This is a genomic window from Exiguobacterium sp. SH0S1 (genome assembly GCF_004337165.1).
Classification (GTDB): domain Bacteria; phylum Bacillota; class Bacilli; order Exiguobacteriales; family Exiguobacteriaceae; genus Exiguobacterium; species Exiguobacterium aurantiacum_A.
In genome coordinates, this window is record NZ_SJVC01000004.1 from 171,670 (window position 1) to 195,255 (window position 23,586).

Consider the following 23,586-nt stretch of genomic DNA (forward strand, 5'->3'; position numbering starts at 1 on the left):
GGGGACGTGCGTCCCCAGGTTGAACGGTTATGAGCGGATCGAGAAGAACCGTGCGGCTGCTTCGCTTCCGCGTGCCTGTAAAGCTTGCGCGCACTGTGAGGCCGCCTCGGTATCAAGTACGATCGTGACACTCGGATGCGCCTGCAAAATCGTCGCGGGCCAATCGACAGACGGCACACTCTCGATCATGTGATGGACCGCGTTCGCTTTTCGGTCTCCCGTTGCGACGAGAACAATCTCGCGCGCGTTCATGATCGTATCGAGTCCCATCGTGATCGCGTGCGTCGGGACTTCTTCGCTTGCATCGAAGAAGCGGCGATTCGCCTCCCGCGTCGACTCAGTGAGCGCTGTCACGTGCGTCTTCGCATCGAGCGCCGTCCCCGGTTCATTGAACGCGATATGCCCGTTTTCACCAATCCCGAGCAGTTGAAGATCGACACCGATTGATCGGACGAGCTGTTCATACCGCTCCGCTTCAGCATCAGGATCTTTTGCGTCACCACGCGGAAGATGGCTTTCTTTGAACGGAACATCGTTGAACAGACGTTCTTCCATGAAATGATAGTAGCTTTGAGGATGACTCGGAGCAAGCCCGATATATTCGTCTAAATTAACGCTTGTCACATGGCGGCAATCGAGCTGGTCCTGCTTGAACATCTTATACATCCCGACCGGCGTGCTCCCCGTCGCCAGCCCGAGCACGAACTCACGTTTCCCGGCCAATCGCTCTTTAATGAGCGTATAGGCAATCTGTTCAGCGTCCGCTGGTGTCTTCGCTACTAATATATTCATTTCACGTCCTCCTTCTCAAATCCGATGCGTCCTTGGTGAATTGTCTGCTCGACCGTCAATGACTCGTCCCAGATGACGAGATCCGCATCAAACCCGGCTGCGATTGACCCTTTTTTACTCATGCCAAACTCCGCGGCTTGGTTCGCGGACGTCATCTTCACGGCTTCTTGAATCGTGCACCCGGTGAAGGCGATAATGTTGCGGAACGCCGCGTCCATCGTCAACACACTTCCAGCCAAGTTACCGGCTTCAAGCCGCGCTGCGCCATCCTCGACGATGACCGGTTGTCCTCCGAGCTCGTAACGCCCGTCCGGAAGACCTTTCGCCCGCATCGCATCCGTGATGACGACGAGACCGTCCGCGCCTTTCAAGCGATACGCGAAATCGACCATCTCGGGACGGCTGTGAATCCCGTCCGGAATAATTTCAACCATGACGTCCCGTTCTAGCAGGCAGTAACCGACCGTCCCCGGTTCACGGTGGTGCAGCCCGCGCATTTGATTGTATAAATGTGTGCCGTGCTTCACGCCAGCCGCTTTGTTCTCGGCAAACGTCGCATTCGTATGACCGGCTGAGCCGATGGCACCCGATTCAATCATTACTCGCTCAAGCTCTCGTGCGCCCGGACGTTCCGGTGCGTACGTGACGAGTCGGATGTGACCGCCCGCCTCGTCTTGCCAGATGCGAAACTGTTCAGCGTCAGGATCGATAATATATTCTGCCGGTTGAGCCCCCGCGTTCTCGACGTTGACGAACGGTCCTTCTAGATGGATACCGGCAACCGTCGTCTCGTTTGACTCGATGACGTCACGGACAGACTCGAGCGCCTTGGTGATTTCTTCCGGTGACTGCGTGATCGTCGTCGCAAAAAACGAGGTCACTCCTTCGGCGAGCATCGATTGACTGAGGAAACGTAACCGGTCTCGGTCCGCATCCATCGTGTCGACGTCATAACCCCCGTGGACATGTATATCAATCATGCCCGGTGTCACGAGTTTTCCTGCGACATCGATCACTGTCTCATCTCCAGCCTCATAGTCAGCCATCGCCCCGACCGCTTCAATCGTTTTCCCGTTTATCCGAACATAACCGCGTTCCCACGTCTCCTGTCCAGAAACGAGGTGTGCGTTAATAATCACCATCATCAGTCATCCACCCTTTCACTACTATTCTCGACAATAGCATAACAAAAATCAGTATAGTTGTATAGACCAATTTATCCATTTTAAAAAAACATCAAATCATCAGTCATTTGCCCGACTTCCCATCGACTCAAACAAAAAAAAGGCTGAACCCGGGCGAACCGGCATCCAACCTTATTTTGTCACGCTGTCTCTTCGACAGCTGCTTTGGCATTGTATCGTTTGACGATATGGACGAGGCGCATGAACAAGAGCACTGCCCCGGCGGCAAGTCCGACGATGAGCCCGATCCAATAACCATCGGGACCGAAGCCGAACCGTTCCGCGAGTAAGAAACCGAGCGGCAGCCCGATCACCCAGTAGGCGATGAGTGACAACACGAGCGTCACGTTGACGTCCTTGAAACCGCGCAAGATGCCTTGAATCGGGGCGGCGACGGCGTCAGATAATTGGAAGAAGACCGCAAAGATCATGAAGTGGGCCGCAAGTTCCACGACAGCGGCGTCATTCGTATAAATGGCGGCGACGCGTTCATTCTGCCAGAACAACAAGGCGCCTGAAAATGACGATACGGCCAAACAGAGCACGATCCCAATCTTGGCATAGCGCACCGCGTCTTGGAGTCGGCGCGCACCGAGTTCATAGCCGACGACGATCGTCAAAGCGCTCGAAGCGGACAACGGCAACATATAGACGAACGAGGCAAAGTTGATCGCCGCTTGGTGGGCGGCGACGATATTGTCCCCGTACTCGCTAAGGAGTAAGGTCACGGCCGCGAAGATGCTGACCTCGGCAAAGATGGCGAGGCCGATCGGCGTCCCGAGCTTGAGCAGTTCTTTTTGGCGCGGCCATGCCAATCGATCCGGCGCGCGCAGGAACCGATACTCAAGGAACGGTTTCCCGCTCCGGACGAACGCGAACGCCATGAAGAAGAGAAGCCAATACGTGATCGCAGAAGCGATGCCGGCCCCGATGCCCCCATAAGCAGGAAGTCCGAGCTTCCCGAAAATGAAGATGTAGTTTAACCCGACGTTAATGGGTAACCCTAATAGTATAAGCAACATGGAAATTCGGGTTTTTCCGAGTGAATCCATGAGCGTCCGGAGCACGTTGAACAAGAACATCGGCAAGACGCCGAATCCGAGCGCGAGCAAATAACCTTTGGCGATTCGTTTTCCTTCCTCACTTAGCCCCATCCCGTCCACTGCGGCCGGAACGAGGAACGCACCGAGGACGAGTGTCGCGATGCTCAGTCCGATCGCTAAGTAAACGCCTTGATACAACGTCCGTTGGATATGTTGGATATTACGGGCCCCGAGCGCCTGAGCGACGATCGGTGCGACGGCAAGCAGAATCCCGCTCAGTCCCGTATAGACCGGCATCCATAGACTCGAGCCGACACCGACGCCAGCCAAGTCGACGGCTCCGGCTCGGCCTGACATGACCGTATCGAAGAAGCTGATTAAGTAGAATGATACTTGCGTGACTAAAATCGGAAAGAAAATCGTGAAGAACAATTTTATTTTTTCGTTAAGTGAATGCGTTTGATACATGGACAACCCTCATCTCATTTCAGAAAGGAACAAATTCGGATGAATCAACGGAATGCAGAGAAGCTAAAGTACGAACTATTGGAAACATGGAATACGTTCAACCATTATATGACCGAAGCGCTCACCTTCCAAAACACAGAAGACGTGCATCAGGCTCGGGTCCATTTGCGCAAGTTGCTGACGTTCATGCAACTGTACGAAACGAAACCTTCCACGTATCGGCAATTGAAACAGCTGATGGAAGCGCTCGGCGCGGTCCGTGACGGGGACGTGTTACTCCAAGGTCTCGCAATCGAGACCGGGCTCGAGCAGGCGTTTGCCGATCACATGGAAGCGAACCGCGCCAAAGACCGGACGTTATTAAATTCGCGCGTCACCGAAAAGATGACGCCGTCGCTCGACCAACAAGTGCGCCGCTTCATCGGCGGTCAATTGTATCGCTCGTTAAAGAAGCAAGACGCCTCAGCGTTTCTCGATAAGGCAAAATCGGAGCGGAAACGCCGCGTCGAGTCCCACCACCACGCCACATCAAAGCATGACCGGCTCGAGGCACTCCATAAAGTCCGGCTCGCCGTGAAGCGTGAACGCTACTTGCACGAGTACTTGATAAACTACGAAGAAAAGGCCTCGAAAGACCAGGTCCAAAAGTTGAAACGGCTCCAAACAGAGCTCGGTGAGATGAATGACCGTCATCAATTGCTGCTGCGCTGGACCGATTTTTCACCGCCGACCGAATACGTTTCGGCGTATGAACGACTCATCGACACACTGCACGAGCAACTTGACGCTTCTGTCGACGCCATCAAGCTCTAGCGTGACGTGTAGCGTTCGACGAGTAGTTCGAGTAGCTTCATACCAGCAATCGAATTGCCTTTTGAGTCGAGCGCGGGACCGAAAATCCCGAAGCCGACGTCGCTCAGTCCGAGTTCGTGCTTCCCAGTCGCGAGAATCGCACCCGACACCCCGCTCTTCCCTGGCAGACCGACACGGACCGCAAACTCACCGGAGGCGTCATACATGCCGCAAGTCGTCATGATCGCTTTGACGATGCGGACGACCCGGCGCGGAATCAACTCTTCGCCTGTTACCGGGTCTTCCCCGTTGCCCGCGAGCACCCGTCCGATGCGGGCCAAGTCAAAACAGTCGATCTCGATGGCACATTGTTTCGTATAGACGTCGATGATCTCATCGACGTCGCCTTCCACGATGCCGTGGTGGCGCATGAAATAAAGCAAGGCCCGGTTCAAGTCGGTCGTCTCGTATTCCGAGCGGGCGACTTTTTCGTTGTACGTCACTTCTTCGACCGGCACGCCGAGTAACGTCGCTAAAAATTGACGGAACTGATAAATTTTAAGTTCCGCCGTATCCCCTAATATCATGCTCGTGACGGCTAGCGCCCCGGCGTTAATCATCGGATTGAGTGGTTTCGATGGCACGGTCTCTTCGAGCTTGGCGATCGAGTTGAACGCATCACCCGTAGGCTCCATCCCGACTTTCGAGAACACGAAGTCCTCGCCGAACTCCATCAACACGTAACAAAGCGCGAGTGCTTTCGAGACGCTTTGAATCGTAAACTTATGATGGACATCACCCGCATGGATGTAAGAACCGTCAGGCAGGCAAATCGCCACGCCGAGCAAGTCATCCTTGACATGTGCGAGCTCAGGGATATAATCCGCAACTTTTCCTTGAGCCGTATACGGACGACACTCGTCGACCAAATGCGCCAACTGCTGTTCTAATACGTTCATCAAAATCACCTCATATCCGATAGTTTACAACCGGCTCATCTTATCATATCTTCTCAAGCTTAGCCATCAGGCGGACCGTCATCTTTGGACGATCCTGGCTTGTACCAGTCTTCGTCGGCCCAAATGACCGGCGGACTTTCCTCATCCCCGGCAAGCTTCTCTCCATGTCGGTTCATCGCGGCGATGAATGCGACAATCCCAACGACGACAATCGAAGCTGTGATGCCGAACCAAACCATAGTCGCCCCTCCCTTTCATCCGTGACAATTTCGTCTAGAACCGTGTGATACTTATCCTATGTCTACACCCATATTCTCGGTACGGTTAGTTCGAAGACTATATAGAAATGGGTGAATCGATTGAACAACATTGCGATTATCGGGGGCGGCATCACGGGTATGGCCGCTGCCTACTATGCGAAACAGGCCGGTGCACACGTCACACTCTATGAATCGAGTGATCGGGTCGGCGGGAAAATCAAGACGGTTTATCGGGACGGATTTGTACTCGAATGCGGTCCCGACGGTTATATGGCCAGAAAGCCGACGTTGACCGAGCTCATCACCGAACTCGGTCTTGATGAACAGCTCGTTCGTTCACAGACCGGCACGTCTTACATATACGTTCGCAACAAGTTACGGCAAATGCCAAACGGTTCTGTCATGGGCATCCCCACGAAATTTTGGCCGATGGTGAAGACCGACCTGTTCACGTGGCGTGGAAAGGCTCGGGCCGGGATGGACTTGGTGCTCCCCCGCGTCTATGCGGGCGAAGACATTTCGCTCGACACGTTTTTCCGAACCCGGCTCGGCTCTGAAGTCGTCGAATCGATGATCGAACCACTCCTGTCAGGCATTTATAACGGGACGCTTCAAGATATGAGCATCGAGTCTACTTTCCCTCAGTTTATCACGATTGAACAAAAAACACGCAGCTTGATTCTCGGCATGAAAGCACTCACGCCGCCTGTACAAGCCGGAGTGAAACCGCGTGAGGCCGGGAAGTTTTTATCATTACAAAACGGGCTCGGAATCCTCATCGAGGCGCTCCGTCCGTCGATCGACCGCCTCTACACCGGCACCCGTGTCGCCTCGGTCCGCCCTCATGAGATCGAACTCGAGGACGGTACGATCGAACAGTTTGACGGCATCATCTTAGCGACTTCGCCGAATGCGCTCGGCCCGATCCTCGGAATCCCCGAGGCGGAGCGATTATCTCAATTGAAGCGCACCTCATCGATCACCGTCCTCGCGGCGTTCGACGAGAAAGATGTGGCGGCACTCGACGGGACAGGTTACGTCATCGCCAAAGCGGAAGCCAATGCGTTGACCGCCTGCAGTTGGATGCATAAGAAATGGCCCCACATGGCACCGAAAGGTAAGGCGCTCTTGCGCGTCTATATCGGTTCCGATCACGTTCCCGCCTTATTAGCTGCAACGGATCAAGCGGTCGCCGAGTTTGCGTTAAACGAGCTCCGCAAAATTCAACACGTCGGAACACCGCTTTTCACGAAAGTCGAGCGCCACGTCGATACGATGCCGCAATACGAGGTCGGTCATAAGCAACATGTGCACGCGTTCGAACATGCCTTGGCCGCTCTCGATGGCGTCGAGGCGTGCGGGGCGATCTTACACGGGGTCGGGCTTCCCGACTGTGTCGATTCCGCCAAACAGGCCGTCATGCGGGCGATGACGGCGAAGCAGGTGGTGCGCTCATGAAACGGATTGATTACAACGAGAACCCGTTCATCGTCATCTGGGAAGTGACGCGCGCCTGCGCCTTGTCTTGCGTCCATTGCCGGGCCGAGGCGCAGTACCATCGTTACCCGGATGAATTAGACACGGCGCAAGGCAAAGCGCTCATTCGTGACATTTACGCGATGGACAACCCGATTCTCGTCTTCACAGGCGGCGACCCACTCATGCGTGAAGACTTGTTCGAGTTGACTGAATACGCGGCTTCACTCGGCATGCGCGTCTCAATGACCCCATCAGCGACGCCACGGGTGACTCATGACGCGGTCAGACGGGCCAAAGCGGCCGGGTTGACACGCTGGGCGTTCTCACTCGACGGTGCCGACGCGAAAGCGCACGATTATTTCCGGGGGACACGGGGTAGCTTCGAGCGGACGATCCGCGGCATCTCCTATTTCCGGGAGGAAGGCATGTCGTTCCAAATCAATACGACCGTGACCGAGTACAACGTCGACCAACTGCCAGAGATCGCGAAACTCGTTGGTGAGCTCGGCGTCTCGGTCTGGACGCTGTTCTTCCTCGTCCCGACCGGTCGCGGCTCGCTCCTGCAACCGATCTCGCCGGAACGACATGAGGACGTGCTGCGCTGGGCGTTCGCGCTGCAAGAACATGTGCCATACATCATCTCGACGACCGAGGCCCAGTTCTATCGCCGGGTCGCCCGGCAAGAAAATCAAAAACGGAAAGACGCAGGACTCGCGCCGATCGGTCATCCGCATGACGACCTCGCCAAAGCGCCACGCGGGACGAATGACGGCAACGGCTTCGTCTTCATCTCTCACACCGGTGATGTTCAACCGTCCGGCTTCCTGCCGATCAACTGCGGCAACGTCAAAACGACACCGCTTGCCGAGATTTATCGGGAACATCCGGTGTTCAAGACGCTGCGTGACCCGGACACGCACGGCGGCAAATGCGGCTACTGCGAATACCGTTACTTATGCGGCGGATCGCGTGCCCGAGCCTACGCCGTCACCGGCGACTATAAGGCAGAGGAACCGTATTGCACGTATCAACCTGAACACGCTAAATAAGGAGCACAGGCCGAGGCCTGTGCTCCTTATTGTTTAGTACGCCACCGTCGTCGGACGGAGCGTCAATTCTCCGTTCTCGACGTCGATCATGACGGTCTGACCATCCTCGACGTCACCGGCGAGAATGCCGCGCGCGAGCTTCGTCTCGATCGTCCGTTGTACGTAACGGTTGATCGGACGGGCGCCGAACTGTGGCTCGTACGCTTCGTCGGCGATGAACGCTTTCGCCGCGTCCGAAATTTCGATCCGAATCGAGCGTGCCGTCAAGCGGCTGCCCATCCGAGCGACCGCTTTCTCGACAATCTGCCCGATTTGGGCACGCGTGAGCGGATGGAACAAGATCGTCTCATCGACCCGGTTCAAGAACTCCGGCCGGAAGTGGCGACGGAGCCGCTCGATGACTTGACGTTCTTCCTCTTCATCGATGACACCGTCTTTCGCAGCCTCGAGTAAAATATCGGCCCCGATGTTTGAAGTCATGATGACGATCGTGTTCTTAAAGTCGACGACGCGGCCGTGTGAATCGGTCAGGCGACCGTCGTCGAGCAGTTGTAGCAAGATGTTGAACACGTCAGCGTGCGCTTTCTCGACTTCGTCAAGCAAGAGCACCGAGAACGGGCTGCGGCGCACCGCTTCGGTCAATTGACCGCCCTCTTCGTAGCCGACGTATCCTGGAGGTGCCCCGACGAGTCGAGATACGGCGTGTTTCTCCATGTACTCACTCATGTCGAGACGGACGATGTGGTCTTCAGAATCAAACATCGCTTCGGCGAGCGCTTTCCCGAGCTCGGTCTTCCCGACCCCGGTCGGACCGAGAAAGAGGAACGAGCCGATCGGACGGTTCGGGTCTTTAATGCCGGCCCGGGCCCGGATGACGGCGTCGCTGACGAGTCGGATCGCCTCATCTTGTCCGAAGACACGTTGATGCAGCACCGTCTCGAGGTTGAGCAACTTGTCGCGCTCACCTTCTGTCAACTTCGTCACCGGGATGCCCGTCCATTTCGAGACGACCTCGGCGATCTCTTCTTCCGTCACTTCTTCCCGGACGAGTTCACGCGTCACCGAGCCGGCGAGACGTTCCGCTTCGGCGAGGTCACGTTCGAGCTCTGGAATCCGTCCGTACTTCAACTCGGAAGCCCGGTTCAAGTCGTAGCGGCTCTCGGCTTCTTGCAGTTCGAGCTTCACTTTCTCGAGGTCCCCGCGGATGTGTTGGACGCGGTGTGTCGACTCTTTCTCGTTCTCCCAGCGCAGGCGGAGCGCATCCGCTTGTTCACGCGTCGAGGCGAGCTCTTGCTGGAGCACGTCGAGACGTTTTTTCGAAGCCTCGTCGCTCTCTTTCTTCAAAGCGGCCTCTTCGATTTCAAGTTGCATGACGCGACGCACGAGTTCGTCGAGTTCCGCTGGCATCGATTCCATCTCGGTCCGGATCATGGCGCACGATTCGTCGACAAGGTCGATCGCCTTGTCCGGCATGAACCGGTCGGTGATGTAGCGGTTCGACAGCACAGCCGCCGCGACGAGCGCATTATCATGAATGCGGACGCCGTGATGGATCTCAAAGCGCTCTTTCAATCCGCGCAAAATCGAGACCGTGTCTTCGACGTCCGGCTCGGCGACGAGCACTTGCTGGAAGCGACGTTCGAGCGCCGGGTCTTTTTCGATATATTGGCGGTACTCATCGAGTGTCGTCGCGCCGATACAGTGAAGTTCACCGCGGGCGAGCATCGGTTTGAGCATGTTCCCCGCGTCCATCGCGCCTTCCGCTTTGCCGGCCCCGACGATCGTGTGCAACTCGTCGATGAAGAGGAGGATCTTCCCTTCCGCCTCTTTCACTTCGTTCAAGACCGCTTGTAACCGTTCCTCGAACTCACCGCGATATTTGGCACCGGCGACGAGCGAGCTCATGTCGAGGCTGAAGATCGTCTTGTCTTTTAAGCTTTCCGGGACGTCACCGCGGACGATCCGTTGGGCAAGCCCTTCGACGATCGCCGTCTTCCCGACCCCTGGCTCCCCAATGAGCACCGGGTTGTTTTTCGTCTTCCGGCTCAAGATGCGGATGACGCGGCGAATCTCACTGTCGCGCCCGATGACGGGGTCGATCTTTCCGGTCTTCACTTCTTGAATCAAATCACGGCCGTACTTCGTCAAGACGTCGTACGTCGCTTCCGGTGACTTCGACGTGATGCGTCGGTTGCCGCGCACGGCGACGAGCGCCTCGCGCAACTTGTCCTCGGTCACGCCTTTACGCTCGAGCATCGCTTGCGTCTGACTCTTGTTGAGAAGGATGCCGAGCAAGATGTGTTCGACCGAGACGTACTCGTCACTCATACCGGTCGCTTCACGCTCAGCTGTCGTCAACACGTTAAGCAGCGAGGCCGAGATCATCGGTGTCGTCGGGTTTTGAAGTTTCGGTGCGTTCTTGAGCGCCATCGCGACCTCTGCCTCGATCTCCGCGACGTTCAACTCCATCTTTTGCAACAACAGTGGAATGATGCCATCAGCTTGCGAAATCATCGAGGCGAGGACGTGCCATTCATTCATCTCGCTATGATGATACTGTTTAGCAAGTGCTTGCGAACTGACAATCCCTTCATGCGCTTTATCTGTAAATCGATTGAAATCCATGTTGTTTCCTCCTTATGCTCAGCGTTCTAGTTGTTCATAAACAGACCGGTGGGCGGCGTCGAGCGGCAAGTCGACCTCGAGTTGGATGAACAAATCGGACCGGACTTTTGAAGCGGTCATGAAACCACGACCCGGAATCCGCATCCGTTGGCCCGGACGTGAGCCCGGTTTGACTTTAAGCTTGACGCGGCCGCCGTCGAGCGTCGCCACGACGACTTCGGTACCGTCTAGGAAAGCGAGTGGCCGCAACCGTTTGACGGTGATGACGTTCGCTCCTTCTCGTCGATACGTCTCGTCATCGGTGAAATGGAGTTCGACGTACACATCGCCCCGGTCGCCTGATTGACCGACTTTGCTGCTCTTGCCTTTCAGTCGAAGTTTTTGGCCCTCATGGGCGCCTTGCGGAATCTTCACGTTGACCGTACCCGTTTGCAGGCGCAAACTCACTTTCGAATCACTCGTCAACTGACTGAGCGGCACGTTGACCCGGACCGTCTCATCTAAATCTTCTTCTACCGCTTGGTTGAAGAAACTTCCGAACATGTCGTCGAATCCGAACGTCCGCGACGTCGTGCGTGATCCGCCACCGAACTGACGGAACAAGTCTTCAAATTGCGCCGAACCTTCCCCGTATCCGTCACCGTCATACGTCCCTTGACCGAACGTCGGGCCTTCCGGACTGCCGTAACGGTCATAATTCGCTTTCTTGTCAGGGTCGCTCAACACATCGAACGCTTCTTGGATTGCTTTGAACTGATCTTGTGCCCCCGGCTCTTTATTCACATCCGGATGATATTGTTTCGCTAGTTTTCGATAAGCTCGCTTAATGTCTTGGTCGGATGCCTGTTTCGACACGCCAAGTACGTCATAGTAGTTTTTCGTCATCTCGATTCACCTCACCTTATTCTTTCCCGTTTCTGTTAAGTCTATTCTACCGATTTGGTCAAAGAAGGTCAAAGATTTTCCTCGTTACAATACATACGAAAAAAAGAGGCGCTTCGTTTCATTACGAAGCACCTCATCTGTTAAAAGTAAACTTTCGGTGTATCCATACCTTCTTCGAACACGATCGTCACTTCTTGTGTGCCACCGAGTGAGGTGACATTGATACGCACCGGGACGTTCCGATTGTATTCCCAACGGTTCTCAAGCAAACCGACGACGTGTTGCGTGAAACCGACGAGTTCGGCCCGGCTGTAGAATTGAATCGGGATGTCGATCTCGATGCGTGACAAGTCACCGTTCTGATAGAATCCTTTACCGATCATGCCGCTGAAGTCAGGGAAGACATCAGCGATTCGGTCGCTAAACAACGTGAACTTCTGTGCGTCATCACGCACTTCGGTCGTCGCCGTATTCGATGGGAAGTAGTAGTACTTCTCGTCGATTGCTTTCCAATCAGACGCGGCTACTTCCGCACCTTCCCCGACGAACGCTGACTTGACATAATTGCCAGGTGTCGGTGACCCTTGCGCCGACTTCATGTATAGGGCAACGTTAATGTCAAGACCCTTAAAGTCTTCACGCTTCCGCAGTTGTGCGACGAGTTCATTTGCCATCCGTTCCCCTTCTGCGATGACTTTTTTCGCATCTAACTTTTCCGTATAGGTCGGACCGAAGTTCGGGGCCTGGAAGACGTACTCACGGTTCAAAATGAGGGCGAATGAGACGCCATCGAGTTGATATCCGCTATCCGTCTTTGTCATATAGTTTTGTTCGATGAGCGACGCCAAATAGAGCGGCGACTTCTTGTTTTCTTCAACGAACTTGTCCTCTGCCACTTCTGCCGTCCCGTTCGCATAGGCCGGGTTGAGCGGTGTCAGGCCTTCAGACGTTTTATCTTTTCGTCCGAGCAGACGAGAGACGTCTTCAGCCTTCAATAATTGCCCTTCTTGATAAACGTATTGTTCAGGGGCGAACGCGCCGGTCGAATGGCGCATGAGACCAAGCTCGACTTCTTCTAGTTCGAGCGATGAACTGACTTGGCGTTGGGCGAGCCCGCGCGCTGCGGCCGGCTTGAACGGAATCACCATCTGGTAATACGAGTCACGCGCTTCAATCGCTTGTGTGACACCTTCTGACGTCGTCTCGTTCCCGGTCGGCGTCACTTCTTCTTCCCCCATCGGAATTTTCATTGAACACCCACCGAGAAATACCGTCGCGGCGAGGGCGGGGATTATTATTTGTTTCCATTTCATCTATGTCCAAACTCCTTTGACGAATCAATTCGTTATACACTTCGTCCATTATAACAAAATCGTCTGTTGAAAAAAGTGTCGAAGCGGAATCAGTCGAGAATCACAAAAATACGTCCCTCGACTTTCATCGAAGGACGTATGATCAAGTTTTTGAAGACGGCCGGCGCCGGTGTGTGAAGAACAATAGGCCGAGTACGATCAAGACGAGGCCAATCACAGTAGCCCACGTCTCGGTCGTGCCGGTCATTGGCAATGTGCCTTGCTCAGGTGACACGGGAGTGGTCGGTTCTGGTACGTATGCTTCCTCGTCTTCCCGTTCCGGGATCGCTTGTTTGACGTGGACTGTCGTTTCCGCCGACCGAGAGACGCGAGCTGCCTCGTTGACTTCAAACGTGAACGTGACCCGGTTCGTCAAAATCCCCCCGGCTCGAACATCGTATGACGGCAGCAACACTTTTTCTAGTTCGAGCACGACTTCCTCGCCCGGAATCAATCCGTTCTCGACTTCAGCGAGCGCTCGCATCCCGTCGCGGAGCACCTCTGTCGTCTCGCGTTGTTCTTTCGCCGTCAAAGCGCCGCTCGTCCACTCTTCCACCACGTCGACGAAGTAAAGGGTGACGTTCGACGTATTCGTGAGCGTGTACGTATAGAGGATCGTCTCGCCCGGATGAACCGTTTGCGGGTTCGCGACTTTCGTGACCGTGAAATCGAGCCGGTTGAGCAAAACGATTTGCTGACTTTCGGCGTTAACGACACGACCCGATTCATCAGTCGCAGCGACACGGAAGATGTTCCCAACTTCAGGATGCATCACTTGGTCGTAGTCGCTCGGCACATCGAGAATTACAGTCGTTTCGACGCGTTCGCCGGAAGCGAGACCATCGTCACCGATGAGCGCCGTCAACTTGCTGCGTACTTCCTCGTTGAAAGCAGTGACGGCATCGTCTTGAATCCCACCGCTGAAAAACTCGTCTTCAATCGACGTGATCATCAACGTCGCATCGCCCGTGTTCTCGATGACGAACGTATAAGGGATGCTCCCTCCGACGACGGCTTGGTCGATGTTCGCCTCTTTGCCGACTTCAAGTCCGATTGCGACCGCTGGTTCGACCGTCGTCGCCGCGACTTCTTCGATCATCGGCGCTTCGGTTGCCGGTTCTGCCACTTCGCTCACTGGTTCACTGCTCTCGTCGGTGACACCAGATTCTGTCACCTCGAGCGCTGGCTCTTCAATCGGTAGCTCAGCTGTAATCGATGCTGGCGTAAACGAGTACGGCACGCCTTCCTCGTTATATAACGTGACTTGATCAATCAAGGACGTCTCGACTGCTTGAACGTCCACGATAAAACGCCAGACGTCCGCGGTCTCGCGAACCCCATAATACGTAATATCGGCATAGACAAGACTAGCTTCGTCTAGTGTCGCTTGCTCTTCAGCGGTGAGATCGACTTGGACGTACAGCGTGCTCGTTTCCGTCGTGTCGCTTGCATAAAGAACGTTTGGTGCCCACATGCCGATGAGTAAAACGAATAACGTGATGAATGCCGTGAACCGTTTGGTGGCGCTACGCATGGTGGTCCCCTCCTCTAAGATGTATGTCCATCAGTGACAAAATGTCCCGACGACAGCGCTCTGGCACGGAGGGGAGATAGAGGGTGAGTGTGCACGAGTCGTGGTGTCAAGAGTACCTCGGTTGCAGAAAAATTTTACAATTTTGTTGTTACTATTCATTACCCGTCCACCACTTTAGTGAATCCGTCCATATACTGAGATTTTTATAAATCAAGTCAATGAAAAAAGACCCTCGCTTCTTTGAGGGTCTTCCGTTCAGACGTGTTCCGCTAAAAAGGCGAGCAGTTTCGATTCATCCCATACTTCGACACCGAGCGCTTCGGCTTTCGACAGTTTTGAACCTGCCTTCTCGCCAGCGACGAGGAGATCGGTGTTCTTACTGACACTTCCGGTCACGCTCGCGCCGAGGAGTTCTAATCGTTTTCCCGCCTCACCGCGTGTCATCTCATACAACTTCCCGGTCAAGACGACCGTCTTACCAGCGAGCGGGGCGTCGGCGGCGACGGACCGCTTCACTCCTTTGAATGTCAAGTTGACACCGGCCGTATCGAGTTCACGGACGAGTTCACGCGCCTCAGGCTTCTCGAAGTAAAGAACGATCGATTCCGCCATCTTCGTCCCGATCCCGTCAATCTCGATCAACGCTTCAACCGAGGCGTCCATAATCGCGTCCATCGTCTCGAACCGCTCTGCGATGAGTGAGGCCGCTTTCTGACCGACGAGACGAATCCCGAGGGCGAACAACACCCGTTCAAGCGAATTCTGTTTCGATTGTTCGATTGCGGCAAGCAAGTTCGTCACTGACGTCTCACCCATCCGTTCTAAATCAAGGAGTGCTTCTCGCTCGAGGACGTACAAGTCGGCGACGTTATGGACGAGGCCGGCCTCATGAAGCTGGGTGATGACTTTTTCACCGAGACCGTCGATATTCATCGCTGGTCGTGACACGAAATGAATCAGCCCTTCGAGCAGTTGGGCCGGACATTCCGGGTTGACGCAGCGATGATCCGCCTCACCGTCTAAGCGGACGAGTTCGGACTCACAAGCCGGGCACCGGGTCGGGAAAACGATTTCTGCCTCGTTCCCGGTCCGTTCGCTGACGAGTGCGGACACGACGGCCGGAATGACGTCCCCGGCCTTTTTAATGACGACCCGGTCGTTGATCCGAAGGTCTTTCTCTTTGATGAAGTCTTCGTTATGGAGTGTCGCGTACGTCACGGTCGATCCCGCGACCGCGACCGGCGCGAACCGGGCCCGCGGCGTCACTTTCCCCGTCCGTCCGACACTGAAATCGACGTCTTCGATCGTCGTGACGACTTCTTCGGCCGGGAATTTATAGGCGACGGCCCAGCGCGGACTCTTGGCCGTAAAACCGAGCTGTTCTTGTTCTTCGTAAGCCGCGACTTTGATGACGATCCCGTCAATCTCATACGGAAGTTCTGAACGTTTCGTCACGTACATCTCGATATAGTCCCACAGCTCGTCCGCTGTCCGACATGTCGTATATTCCCCGCTCACGGCGATCCCGAGACGCTTCAAGTATTCGAGCGACTCATCATGTGACGCGACGAGCTCATCGTTTGAGACGAGCCCATACGCGAAGAAGGCGAGATTTCGTGACGACGCGATCTTCGAATCGAGCTGACGCAGCGACCCCGCGGCCGCATTACGCGGATTGGCGAACAACGGCTCCCCAAGGCGTTCCCGCTCGTCGTTCAAATGTTCGAACGAACGTTTCGGCATATACGCCTCGCCGCGCACTTCGAACGTCACATCCTCATTCAGACGGAGCGGGATCGTGCGAATCGTCTTCAAGTTTTGCGTGATGTCTTCACCAGTCGTCCCGTCTCCACGCGTCGCCCCGCGCTTGAGGCGACCGTCTTCGTATTTGAGCGAGACGGCAAGACCGTCGAACTTCAGCTCGGCGACGAACAACGGGGCATAGCCAAGATCTTTTTCAATCCGCTCGACCCACTCGATCAAATCGTCTTTCGAGAACACGTTGCCGAGCGAGAGCATCGGGGTATCGTGCGTCACTTTCACGAACGCATCGAGCGGGGCGCCGCCGACGCGTTGCGTCGGCGAATCCGGGCTCCTAAGCTCCGGATAGTCCGTCTCGATTTGAATCAACTCGTTCATGAGCCGGTCGTACTCGGCGTCCGGGACGCTCGGCCGGTCAAGCACATAATATTCATAGCCGTATTGGTTCAACTTTTGTCGTAACGTTTCGACGTGTTCTGTCATCTCCATACGATCACCTCACGCTTTTTCGATCGGGGCAAATTTGGCAAGCAGGCGCTTAATGCCGACTTGCGGGAAGGCGATATCAAGTTCGAGCTGATCGCCCTCGCCGCGTGTCTGAACGACCGTCCCTTGTCCCCATTTTTTATGATTCGCTTTATCCCCGACTTGCCAGCTCATCGACTCGGCACCGGACGATTGGGCGACTTTTGGTTTCGGTTTCGAGCTGAACCCGTTGACTGGCAACTTCCCAGGTGATTCGACCGGATTCCACGGCATCGCTTTCTTCGCTTTGCCGGAACGTTCGAGCAGCGTTTCCGGCAACTCGTGCAAGAAACGGGATTCCGGATTGTTTTGGAAGCGTCCGTACAACATGCGCGACTGGGCCCGTGTCAAATACAGGCGCTTCTCGGCACGGGTGATGCCGACGTAGGCGAGACGGCGTTCTTCTTCCATCTCTTCCGGGTCATTCAACGAACGGCTGTGCGGGAACAACCCTTCTTCCATCCCGATCAAGAAGACGACCGGGAACTCGAGCCCTTTCGCCGAGTGAAGTGTCATGAGCGTCACTTGATGCAACTCATCGACCTCTTCAAGCGAGTCAAGGTCTGAGACGAGCGTCAAATCGGTCAAGAAGGCGACGAGCGTCTGCTCTTCGCTCTCCTTCTCAAAGTTTTGAGCGACCGAGAGAAATTCTTGTAAGTTCTCGAGGCGGCTCTCGGCTTCGAGCGTCTTCTCGATTTTAAGCATCTCTTCATAGCCTGACTTCTTCAGCACTTCTTCAATCAGTTCAGAGATCGACAAATAGTCTGCCATTTGCCGAAGGTCGATCATGAGCTGGCGGAACTCGGTCAGCTTCGTCGCCGCTCGCGGCGCGATGCCCGACAGTTCGATGTCGCGAATCGCTTCCATGAGCGAGACGCCTTGCATACCGGCGAAGTCGCCGAGCTTATCGACCGTCGCCGCGCCGATGCCGCGTTTCGGTTCGTTGACGACGCGGACGAACGAGAGGTCCTCGTCCGGATTGGCGATCAAGCGCAAGTACGACAGAATGTCTTTAATTTCTTTACGCTCATAGAACTTCGTGCCGCCGACCATCTTGTATGGGATGTTCGACTTGAGCAACGTTTCCTCGAGACCACGCGACTGAGCGTTCGTCCGATATAAGACGGCCATCTGGCCGTATTCGATGCCTTCTTGACGCAGTTCTTTCATCTCGTTGATGATGAAGAACGCTTCGTCCCGGTCGTCCGAGGCGACGTGGATGAGCAGTTTCTCTCCCTCGTCGTTATCGGTCCATAAGTTTTTGTCTTTACGGCTCGAGTTGTTTTTAATGACCCCGTTCGCCGCTTCTAGAATCCGTTTCGTCGACCGATAGTTCTGTTCGAGCAAGATGACGTGCGCGCTCGGATAGTCTTTCTCGAACGTCAAAATGTTGGCGATGTCGGCCCCGCGCCAGCGATAGATCGACTGGTCCGAGTCACCGACGACACATAGGTTCTCGTGAGCGGCCGCGAGCATCTTGACGAGCGTATACTGGGCCCGGTTCGTATCTTGATACTCATCGACGTGGATGTATTGGAACTTCTTCTGATAGAACGCGAGCACGTCCGGGGCTTCTTCGAATAACTGGATCGCTTTCATGATGAGGTCATCGAAGTCGAGGACGTTGTTGTGTTTCAGCTTCTTCTCATACGCCGTGTAGACGTCCGAGATGACTTTTTCGTACGGATTGTTGCCGACGAGTCCGGCCGCGTCTTTCGCTGTGCGCAGTTCATTTTTATGGTTCGAGATCATGCCGAGTAACGTCCGGGGCTCGTACTTCTTCGGATCGAGGTTCAACTCTTTGAGCACTTGCTTGATCGCCGTGAGCTGATCGGACGAATCCAAAATCGAGAAGTTACGGTCGTAACGGATCCGGTCGATGTCGCGGCGCAAGATGCGCACACACATCGAGTGGAACGTCGAAATCCAAATGTCGTCTGCCACGCCGCCGACGAGACGGGCAATCCGGTCTTTCATCTCACGGGCTGCTTTGTTCGTGAACGTGATCGCGAGAATATTCCATGGCGCGATCTGTTTCGACGCCATCAAATAGGCGACGCGATGCGTCAACACACGTGTCTTACCTGATCCGGCACCAGCCATGATCAAGAGCGGACCGTCTGTATATTTGACCGCTTCTGCTTGTGGCGGGTTCATGCCTTTGACTAATTCTTCGCTTAAGTTATACATAGGGGGTATCCTTCCTTATTTCCAAACATTTGTTCTTATTTTAACGGACTACTTGCACAGTCGCAAGCGCCCCTTCGAGATTGTCGTAAATGATATTGCCGACGACGATCGTGTCGGCGTATTCGGCCATCATCCGGGCCGTGTCGCTCCCGTCGATGCCGCCCCCATAAAACACGTGGGCATCGGGTAAAGCCAGCTTCACTTCTTTGACGACGTCAGGTGAACCGAGCGTGCCGCTATATTCGAGATAAAGCGACGGGAGACGGAACAGGTGATGACCTGTTTCCGCGTAGGCGACGACTTCTTCAAGCGTCAACGTTGCTCTCGCCCCGGTCACAGCGGCCACTTTCGCCTCCGGATTCAAGACGATATACCCTTGCCCGGTTACGTTGTTTGAGTCAAACAGATGGCCGTACCGTTCGAAAGCCCGCATTTGATGACCGACGACCCAATCGACGGTGCCGGCGTTCAACACCGTCGGGATAAAGTAATGATCGAATCCACGGATGGCGTGTTCAGGATGACTCATCTCGAGCGCGACCGGAATCCCGTAACCTTGCAGCCGTGCGTAAAGGGCGAACGTGTTCTCCGCATCGACCCCGTCCGTACCACCGATGAGAAACGCGTCCGTACCTGAACGGACGAGCGCGGCAAGTGCCGATTCATCGAGCTGTTTGTTCGGGTCCAGTTTAAACACATGGCGCCACGTCTGAAAATCCATCCATCTTCCCTCCATTCGATACCTTCTCTAGTGTAGCGATTTTTAGGACATGTTGCATCTGTTGGACAAAAAAAAGACTTGCCGAAGCAAGTCATGTACGTGCGGTCCGGCTACGCTCGCGCTCCGTCAACCATTTGGCGACGAGGAGCGCGAACAAACCATAGACCGGGACGAACCAGAGCGGGTTGGCCAAGAAAAAGCCAAGCACAGGGATATCGAGTAGCGGTGAATCCGGCGAACAAAGCGCCGTCCCGTTCACAACAGCGATAAACGGCAACACCGGAACAGCGAACACGTAACCGAAATTGATCCAAAATGCCTTCATGTCACAATCTCCTTAACCTAAAATAATCGATTCTTTCGGATAGTTGTACATTCGCTTCGGCTGTCTCCGTTGCAAGAGCAAGATGAAGGCGATGACACCGATCCGACCGATGAACATGAGAATGGTAAGCACCCATTTGCCGACATTGCTAAACTCCGACGAGAGCCCGACCGAGAGCCCGGTCGTCCCGAACGCCGAACACGCCTCAAACAAAATGCGCGTGAGCGATGCGTCCTCAAAGAATGTGAGAATCAACACTCCGGTCAGTAATACAGCAAGCGATACCGTGATGATCACGAACGCTTTCCATATATCTTCGAGCACGATCTCACGTCCGAACACCTTGATCGATGAGTCCCCGCGAATGAACGCGATGACCCCGAGCACGGCGACGGCGAACGTCGTCGTCCGAATCCCCCCGCCGACAGAAGACGGCGAGGCCCCGATGAACATCAAGATGGATAAGAGCAGCATACTGCCTTCGGAGAACAAGTTGACGTCAACCGTCGACAGCCCTCCGTTTCGCGTCGTCACGGACTGGAACAACGAATCGGAAAGCGCGAGCCAAAGCGGTAAATCTTTGAACGCGTTATTGTATTCGAACAAGAACAGACCGACCGTACCTACGGCGATCAAACTGAAGAACGTTGATACCGTCAACTTTGTGAACAAAGAAAAACGACGCGGGAAGTTCTCACTCTTGCGACTGATCCGGTTCGTCAAGTACGTCCGGATCTCGACGAGCACTGGGAAGCCGATCGCGCCGCCGGTCATGAGCACGATTTGCGTGAAGATGACGAACGGGTCTTCACGGAACGGTGCGAGCGAGCTGCCGGTAATATCGAACCCGGCGTTCGTCGTCGCACTGATCGAACCGAATAAGCCTTGCAGGAACGCCTCTCCGGCCGTGTCAAAGTAGTTTAAGTAATGGACCCCGAGCAGGATCGCCCCTACCGCTTCGATCGCGATAACGGTAATGACGATTTCCGCGATGTATTTGACGATGCCAGACATCGACGTCTGGTTCTGGTCGCGCAAAATCAACTGGCGCTCGCGGAATCCGATCCGTTTCCCGAGCAAGATCCACATGATGACGTGGAGACTGATCAAACCGACCCCACTCACTTGAACGATGAATAAAATGATGAACAGTCCAAACGTCGAGAACGTATCGGTCACGACGATCGGGGTGAGTCCGGTGACACTGACGCAACTGACCGCGAAGAAGACGAGATCGGTGAACGTGATGGTGACACCAGGTTGTCTTGCGATCGGCAGAGCCAATAAAACCACGGAAAGGACGACCGCCGCGCTATAAATTAAAACGAGCGTCTGGACTGGCGTCAATTTCCGGAAAAATAGCTGTAAATTTCGCTTCATGAACTTATCTTGCATCTCGCCCCTCCTCTCCATCAAAAACAAGATGACTCTTACGAGTCACCTTCTGATTGTTGTAGACGTTCAAGGGCAAGATCATAGCCGCCTGACCCGTAATTCAAGCAACGCTTGACGCGGGAAATCGTGGCCGTCGAAGCACCTGTCGCTTCTTCAATTTTATGATACGTGCTGCCTTCACGAATTTGGCGTGCCACTTCTAACCGTTGGGACAACGCCTGCACTTCGTTGACGGTCGCTAAATCTTCGAATAGTTGATAACAGTCTTCGAGTGTGTCGAGCTTCAAAATCGCTTCAAAAAGCTGATCGAGCTCTCGTCCTCGTAATTTATCGAGTTGCATCCGCAAGCATCCTCTCTCATCGTACTTCTTTATCATTCTAAAGCACGACCGGCTCGGACTCAACTGTTCATCGTAAAATCGCCGGAAATAGTATTTGTTTTTTCATAACTTCGTATATACCGAGCGGTGTCGCCCGGACGTAAGGCAAGTGGGTCGACGCCAGGAACAGCAACGTATAGACCGGGTCCTCGAAGTGATAGCCGCGGGCAATCAGCTCGGCACGCAACCGTTGTTCTTGGACAATCAATTGTTCGAGCGGCTCTGTCGAAGTCATCCCGCAAAGCGGTAACGGGATTTCCGCGATGATTTCCCCTCTGTCGACGAGGACGATCCCGCCGCCGAGCTCTTTCATCCGTTCGAACGCCATCAACATGTCTTGTTTACACTTCCCGAGGATCAAGTAGTCGCCGCTGATCGAATACGAGCTGACAAGACCGCCGAAATCGTTGGCGAACCCTTTCAGCACCGTATTGAGCCGCCATTTTCCTTCTTTATCTAACAGCATCAAGAACGATTCGTCGCAGTCGCGCGGCAGTTCGTCTTGACCGGTGTCGTGTGTGATTTTAAACAGCTTCATGATGACCGAATTGACCATATCGAGACCGACCGGCATGCTGAACGATAAATCGTTTGGCGTCAAGTCGATCGTGACGTCGGTCGCCGGCATGAGCGCGAGCGCCGCCTCGATGAGTTCGTTCGGGAAGAGCGAAGCCCCGTCCCGGTAGATCCATTGGCCTTTAGCGATGACGGCCGACGGACGCGGCTCATCGATCGCATCGAGGATGTTCAGGTGGGCGATCCGTCCCGGCGCAATCGAGCCGAGGACGTGATCGAGTCCGAAATGCCGCGCCACGTTGAGCGACACGATCCGATACGCCTCGATGGCAGGCAGACCCGCCTCGATCATAATCTTCACGAGCGCGTCCTGAAGGCCGTCTTGATAAAACCCAGGGGTCGAACCGTCCGTCGTCACCATCAAGTGGTCGTACGCTTCGAGACCTGCGTCCAATAACCCGCGGATCATGCCCGGCAAATCGGGACGGATCGACGAATGGCGGAGCGTCGTCGTATAACCATGTTCGAGTCGGCATAACGCCTCGTTCGCCGTCATCGCCTCATGGTCGCTGTGAACACCCATCAACGCCATCTTCGTCAACGTCTTCGCGGACGCGCCTGGGAAATGTCCTTCGACCGGGAGACCGCACGTCTCCGCGTCGAGCATCCATTGGAGCATCTCATCGTCACCTTTTAACGTACGCGGCCAAGCCGTCAATTCTCCGGCCATGACGACATCAGGATGATTGAACCAAGCGTGGACGCGCTCCGAGTCGACGAGGACGCTGTCGCGGTCGAGCTCGGTTTGCGTGTCGAGCCGAGCCCACCAATACGTGCTCGTCGGGAGCTGTTGAATCGCCTCGAGTTGCGCAAACGCTTGCTCCTTGTCTTGTAAAAAAAGAAGCATGTTATCGTTCACGAGCGTCGTCGTACCCCGCTCGCCTGCATACTTCGACAGCGTCGCCGGATTATAAAGTTGGAACGGATGCGCGTGCGGCTCGATGTAACCTGGTACGATATATTTCCCGGTCATGTCGACCGTCTCGACGGCCGAATCCGGCACGTCTGGTCCGACGTAAACGATGCGGTCGTTTTCAATCCATATGTTAGCCTGTTTCCACTGTTTCACGTACACGTTTAAGTATGTGGCATTTGTCAATACGAGCGAAGGTGGTCGCAATTGATCCACGACTTCAAGTTGTGAGCGAATCATCGCTTTTGACCACGGTGCCCGCGCCGATCGTTTTAAAGGCATCGAACCCAGTCCTCCCTTAATCGCTTCAATAGTATCAAAAAATAATATTGTAAGCGTTTTCTTTCATTTGTTTCAAGTTTACCTTTTCTATGAAAC

Annotated in this window: 19 protein-coding genes; 3 read left to right on the forward strand and 16 right to left on the reverse strand. The window is 54.7% G+C overall.

Annotated elements, in window-relative coordinates; translation table 11 throughout:
• Nucleotides 1-27 precede the first annotated feature (27 nt).
• From nagB to EVJ20_RS11520, 3 genes are all read right to left on the reverse strand, one after another.
• Nucleotides 28-792 (reverse strand): glucosamine-6-phosphate deaminase, encoded by a 765-nt coding sequence (nagB, locus tag EVJ20_RS11510; RefSeq protein ID WP_131465764.1) that lies wholly within the window; start codon nucleotides 790-792, stop codon nucleotides 28-30.
• Nucleotides 789-1,937 (reverse strand): N-acetylglucosamine-6-phosphate deacetylase, encoded by a 1,149-nt coding sequence (gene nagA / locus EVJ20_RS11515; protein WP_131505109.1) that lies wholly within the window; start codon nucleotides 1,935-1,937, stop codon nucleotides 789-791. Before nagA ends, nagB begins: the two co-directional genes overlap by 4 nt.
• Nucleotides 1,938-2,116: 179 nt before the next feature.
• Nucleotides 2,117-3,487, reverse strand: a complete 1,371-nt coding sequence (locus EVJ20_RS11520; protein ID WP_070328822.1) for an MATE family efflux transporter — start codon at nucleotides 3,485-3,487, stop codon at nucleotides 2,117-2,119.
• Nucleotides 3,488-3,526: 39 nt separating this feature from the next.
• Here EVJ20_RS11520 and EVJ20_RS11525 point away from each other — a divergent pair, with 39 nt between their 5' ends.
• The gene (locus EVJ20_RS11525) at nucleotides 3,527-4,300 is read left to right on the forward strand and encodes a CHAD domain-containing protein (RefSeq protein ID WP_131490662.1); all 774 of its coding nucleotides are present in this window, start codon (nucleotides 3,527-3,529) and stop codon (nucleotides 4,298-4,300) included.
• On the opposite strand, the gene glsA is transcribed toward EVJ20_RS11525, so the two are convergent.
• The gene (glsA, locus tag EVJ20_RS11530; RefSeq protein ID WP_035386199.1) at nucleotides 4,297-5,238 is read right to left on the reverse strand and encodes a glutaminase A; all 942 of its coding nucleotides are present in this window, start codon (nucleotides 5,236-5,238) and stop codon (nucleotides 4,297-4,299) included. The genes EVJ20_RS11525 and glsA overlap by 4 nt on opposite strands.
• A gap of 59 nt (nucleotides 5,239-5,297) precedes the next feature.
• Complete coding sequence (locus EVJ20_RS11535) at nucleotides 5,298-5,477, reverse strand: hypothetical protein (RefSeq protein ID WP_070328819.1); 180 nt, start codon at nucleotides 5,475-5,477, stop codon at nucleotides 5,298-5,300.
• 111 nt (nucleotides 5,478-5,588) lie between these two features.
• Between EVJ20_RS11535 and hemG the strand changes: the two genes are divergently transcribed.
• Together hemG and EVJ20_RS11545 are read left to right on the forward strand one after the other, a co-directional pair.
• The gene (gene hemG, locus EVJ20_RS11540; RefSeq protein WP_131508240.1) at nucleotides 5,589-6,956 is read left to right on the forward strand and encodes a protoporphyrinogen oxidase; all 1,368 of its coding nucleotides are present in this window, start codon (nucleotides 5,589-5,591) and stop codon (nucleotides 6,954-6,956) included.
• Nucleotides 6,953-8,026, forward strand: coding sequence for a TIGR04053 family radical SAM/SPASM domain-containing protein (locus EVJ20_RS11545; protein ID WP_070328818.1), 1,074 nt, complete (start codon nucleotides 6,953-6,955; stop codon nucleotides 8,024-8,026). Before hemG ends, EVJ20_RS11545 begins: the two co-directional genes overlap by 4 nt.
• A gap of 33 nt (nucleotides 8,027-8,059) precedes the next feature.
• On the opposite strand, the gene clpB is transcribed toward EVJ20_RS11545, so the two are convergent.
• The 11 genes from clpB to EVJ20_RS11600 form a co-directional block, all read right to left on the reverse strand.
• Nucleotides 8,060-10,651, reverse strand: a complete 2,592-nt coding sequence (gene clpB / locus EVJ20_RS11550; RefSeq protein ID WP_070328817.1) for an ATP-dependent chaperone ClpB — start codon at nucleotides 10,649-10,651, stop codon at nucleotides 8,060-8,062.
• A gap of 18 nt (nucleotides 10,652-10,669) precedes the next feature.
• Nucleotides 10,670-11,536, reverse strand: coding sequence for a DnaJ C-terminal domain-containing protein (locus EVJ20_RS11555; RefSeq protein WP_070328816.1), 867 nt, complete (start codon nucleotides 11,534-11,536; stop codon nucleotides 10,670-10,672).
• A gap of 140 nt (nucleotides 11,537-11,676) precedes the next feature.
• Nucleotides 11,677-12,786, reverse strand: a complete 1,110-nt coding sequence (locus tag EVJ20_RS11560) for a CamS family sex pheromone protein (RefSeq protein ID WP_236633753.1) — start codon at nucleotides 12,784-12,786, stop codon at nucleotides 11,677-11,679.
• Between the two features lie 205 nt (nucleotides 12,787-12,991).
• A complete protein-coding gene (locus EVJ20_RS11565; protein WP_131508265.1) occupies nucleotides 12,992-14,422 on the reverse strand; it encodes an LPXTG cell wall anchor domain-containing protein in 1,431 nt (476 codons plus the stop codon).
• Between the two features lie 255 nt (nucleotides 14,423-14,677).
• Complete coding sequence (ligA, locus tag EVJ20_RS11570) at nucleotides 14,678-16,672, reverse strand: NAD-dependent DNA ligase LigA (RefSeq protein ID WP_131465778.1); 1,995 nt, start codon at nucleotides 16,670-16,672, stop codon at nucleotides 14,678-14,680.
• A 9-nt stretch (nucleotides 16,673-16,681) separates the two neighbouring features.
• A complete protein-coding gene (gene pcrA / locus EVJ20_RS11575; RefSeq protein WP_131508242.1) occupies nucleotides 16,682-18,898 on the reverse strand; it encodes a DNA helicase PcrA in 2,217 nt (738 codons plus the stop codon).
• Nucleotides 18,899-18,938: 40 nt separating this feature from the next.
• Nucleotides 18,939-19,619, reverse strand: coding sequence for a heptaprenylglyceryl phosphate synthase (locus EVJ20_RS11580; RefSeq protein WP_131508244.1), 681 nt, complete (start codon nucleotides 19,617-19,619; stop codon nucleotides 18,939-18,941).
• 91 nt (nucleotides 19,620-19,710) lie between these two features.
• Nucleotides 19,711-19,944, reverse strand: a complete 234-nt coding sequence (locus EVJ20_RS11585; RefSeq protein ID WP_016509263.1) for a hypothetical protein — start codon at nucleotides 19,942-19,944, stop codon at nucleotides 19,711-19,713.
• Nucleotides 19,945-19,956: 12 nt separating this feature from the next.
• Nucleotides 19,957-21,339, reverse strand: coding sequence for a TrkH family potassium uptake protein (locus EVJ20_RS11590; RefSeq protein ID WP_083274110.1), 1,383 nt, complete (start codon nucleotides 21,337-21,339; stop codon nucleotides 19,957-19,959).
• Between the two features lie 35 nt (nucleotides 21,340-21,374).
• The gene (locus tag EVJ20_RS11595) at nucleotides 21,375-21,680 is read right to left on the reverse strand and encodes a YerC/YecD family TrpR-related protein (protein ID WP_016509246.1); all 306 of its coding nucleotides are present in this window, start codon (nucleotides 21,678-21,680) and stop codon (nucleotides 21,375-21,377) included.
• 67 nt (nucleotides 21,681-21,747) lie between these two features.
• A complete protein-coding gene (locus EVJ20_RS11600; protein WP_131465780.1) occupies nucleotides 21,748-23,490 on the reverse strand; it encodes an adenine deaminase C-terminal domain-containing protein in 1,743 nt (580 codons plus the stop codon).
• Between the last annotated feature and the right edge of the window lie 96 nt (nucleotides 23,491-23,586).

Coding starts and splice junctions, on each gene's coding strand:
- nagB (WP_131465764.1), bottom strand. CDS start 792: ATGAATATATTAGTAGCGAAGACACCAGCGGACGCTGAACAGATTGCC.
- nagA (WP_131505109.1), bottom strand. CDS start 1,937: ATGATGGTGATTATTAACGCACACCTCGTTTCTGGACAGGAGACGTGG.
- EVJ20_RS11520 (WP_070328822.1), bottom strand. CDS start 3,487: ATGTATCAAACGCATTCACTTAACGAAAAAATAAAATTGTTCTTCACG.
- EVJ20_RS11525 (WP_131490662.1), top strand. CDS start 3,527: ATGAATCAACGGAATGCAGAGAAGCTAAAGTACGAACTATTGGAAACA.
- glsA (WP_035386199.1), bottom strand. CDS start 5,238: ATGAACGTATTAGAACAGCAGTTGGCGCATTTGGTCGACGAGTGTCGT.
- EVJ20_RS11535 (WP_070328819.1), bottom strand. CDS start 5,477: ATGGTTTGGTTCGGCATCACAGCTTCGATTGTCGTCGTTGGGATTGTC.
- EVJ20_RS11545 (WP_070328818.1), top strand. CDS start 6,953: ATGAAACGGATTGATTACAACGAGAACCCGTTCATCGTCATCTGGGAA.
- clpB (WP_070328817.1), bottom strand. CDS start 10,651: ATGGATTTCAATCGATTTACAGATAAAGCGCATGAAGGGATTGTCAGT.
- EVJ20_RS11555 (WP_070328816.1), bottom strand. CDS start 11,536: ATGACGAAAAACTACTATGACGTACTTGGCGTGTCGAAACAGGCATCC.
- EVJ20_RS11560 (WP_236633753.1), bottom strand. CDS start 12,786: ATGAAAATTCCGATGGGGGAAGAAGAAGTGACGCCGACCGGGAACGAG.
- EVJ20_RS11565 (WP_131508265.1), bottom strand. CDS start 14,422: ATGCGTAGCGCCACCAAACGGTTCACGGCATTCATCACGTTATTCGTT.
- ligA (WP_131465778.1), bottom strand. CDS start 16,672: ATGGAGATGACAGAACACGTCGAAACGTTACGACAAAAGTTGAACCAA.
- pcrA (WP_131508242.1), bottom strand. CDS start 18,898: ATGTATAACTTAAGCGAAGAATTAGTCAAAGGCATGAACCCGCCACAA.
- EVJ20_RS11580 (WP_131508244.1), bottom strand. CDS start 19,619: ATGGATTTTCAGACGTGGCGCCATGTGTTTAAACTGGACCCGAACAAA.
- EVJ20_RS11585 (WP_016509263.1), bottom strand. CDS start 19,944: ATGAAGGCATTTTGGATCAATTTCGGTTACGTGTTCGCTGTTCCGGTG.
- EVJ20_RS11590 (WP_083274110.1), bottom strand. CDS start 21,339: ATGCAAGATAAGTTCATGAAGCGAAATTTACAGCTATTTTTCCGGAAA.
- EVJ20_RS11595 (WP_016509246.1), bottom strand. CDS start 21,680: ATGCAACTCGATAAATTACGAGGACGAGAGCTCGATCAGCTTTTTGAA.
- EVJ20_RS11600 (WP_131465780.1), bottom strand. CDS start 23,490: ATGCCTTTAAAACGATCGGCGCGGGCACCGTGGTCAAAAGCGATGATT.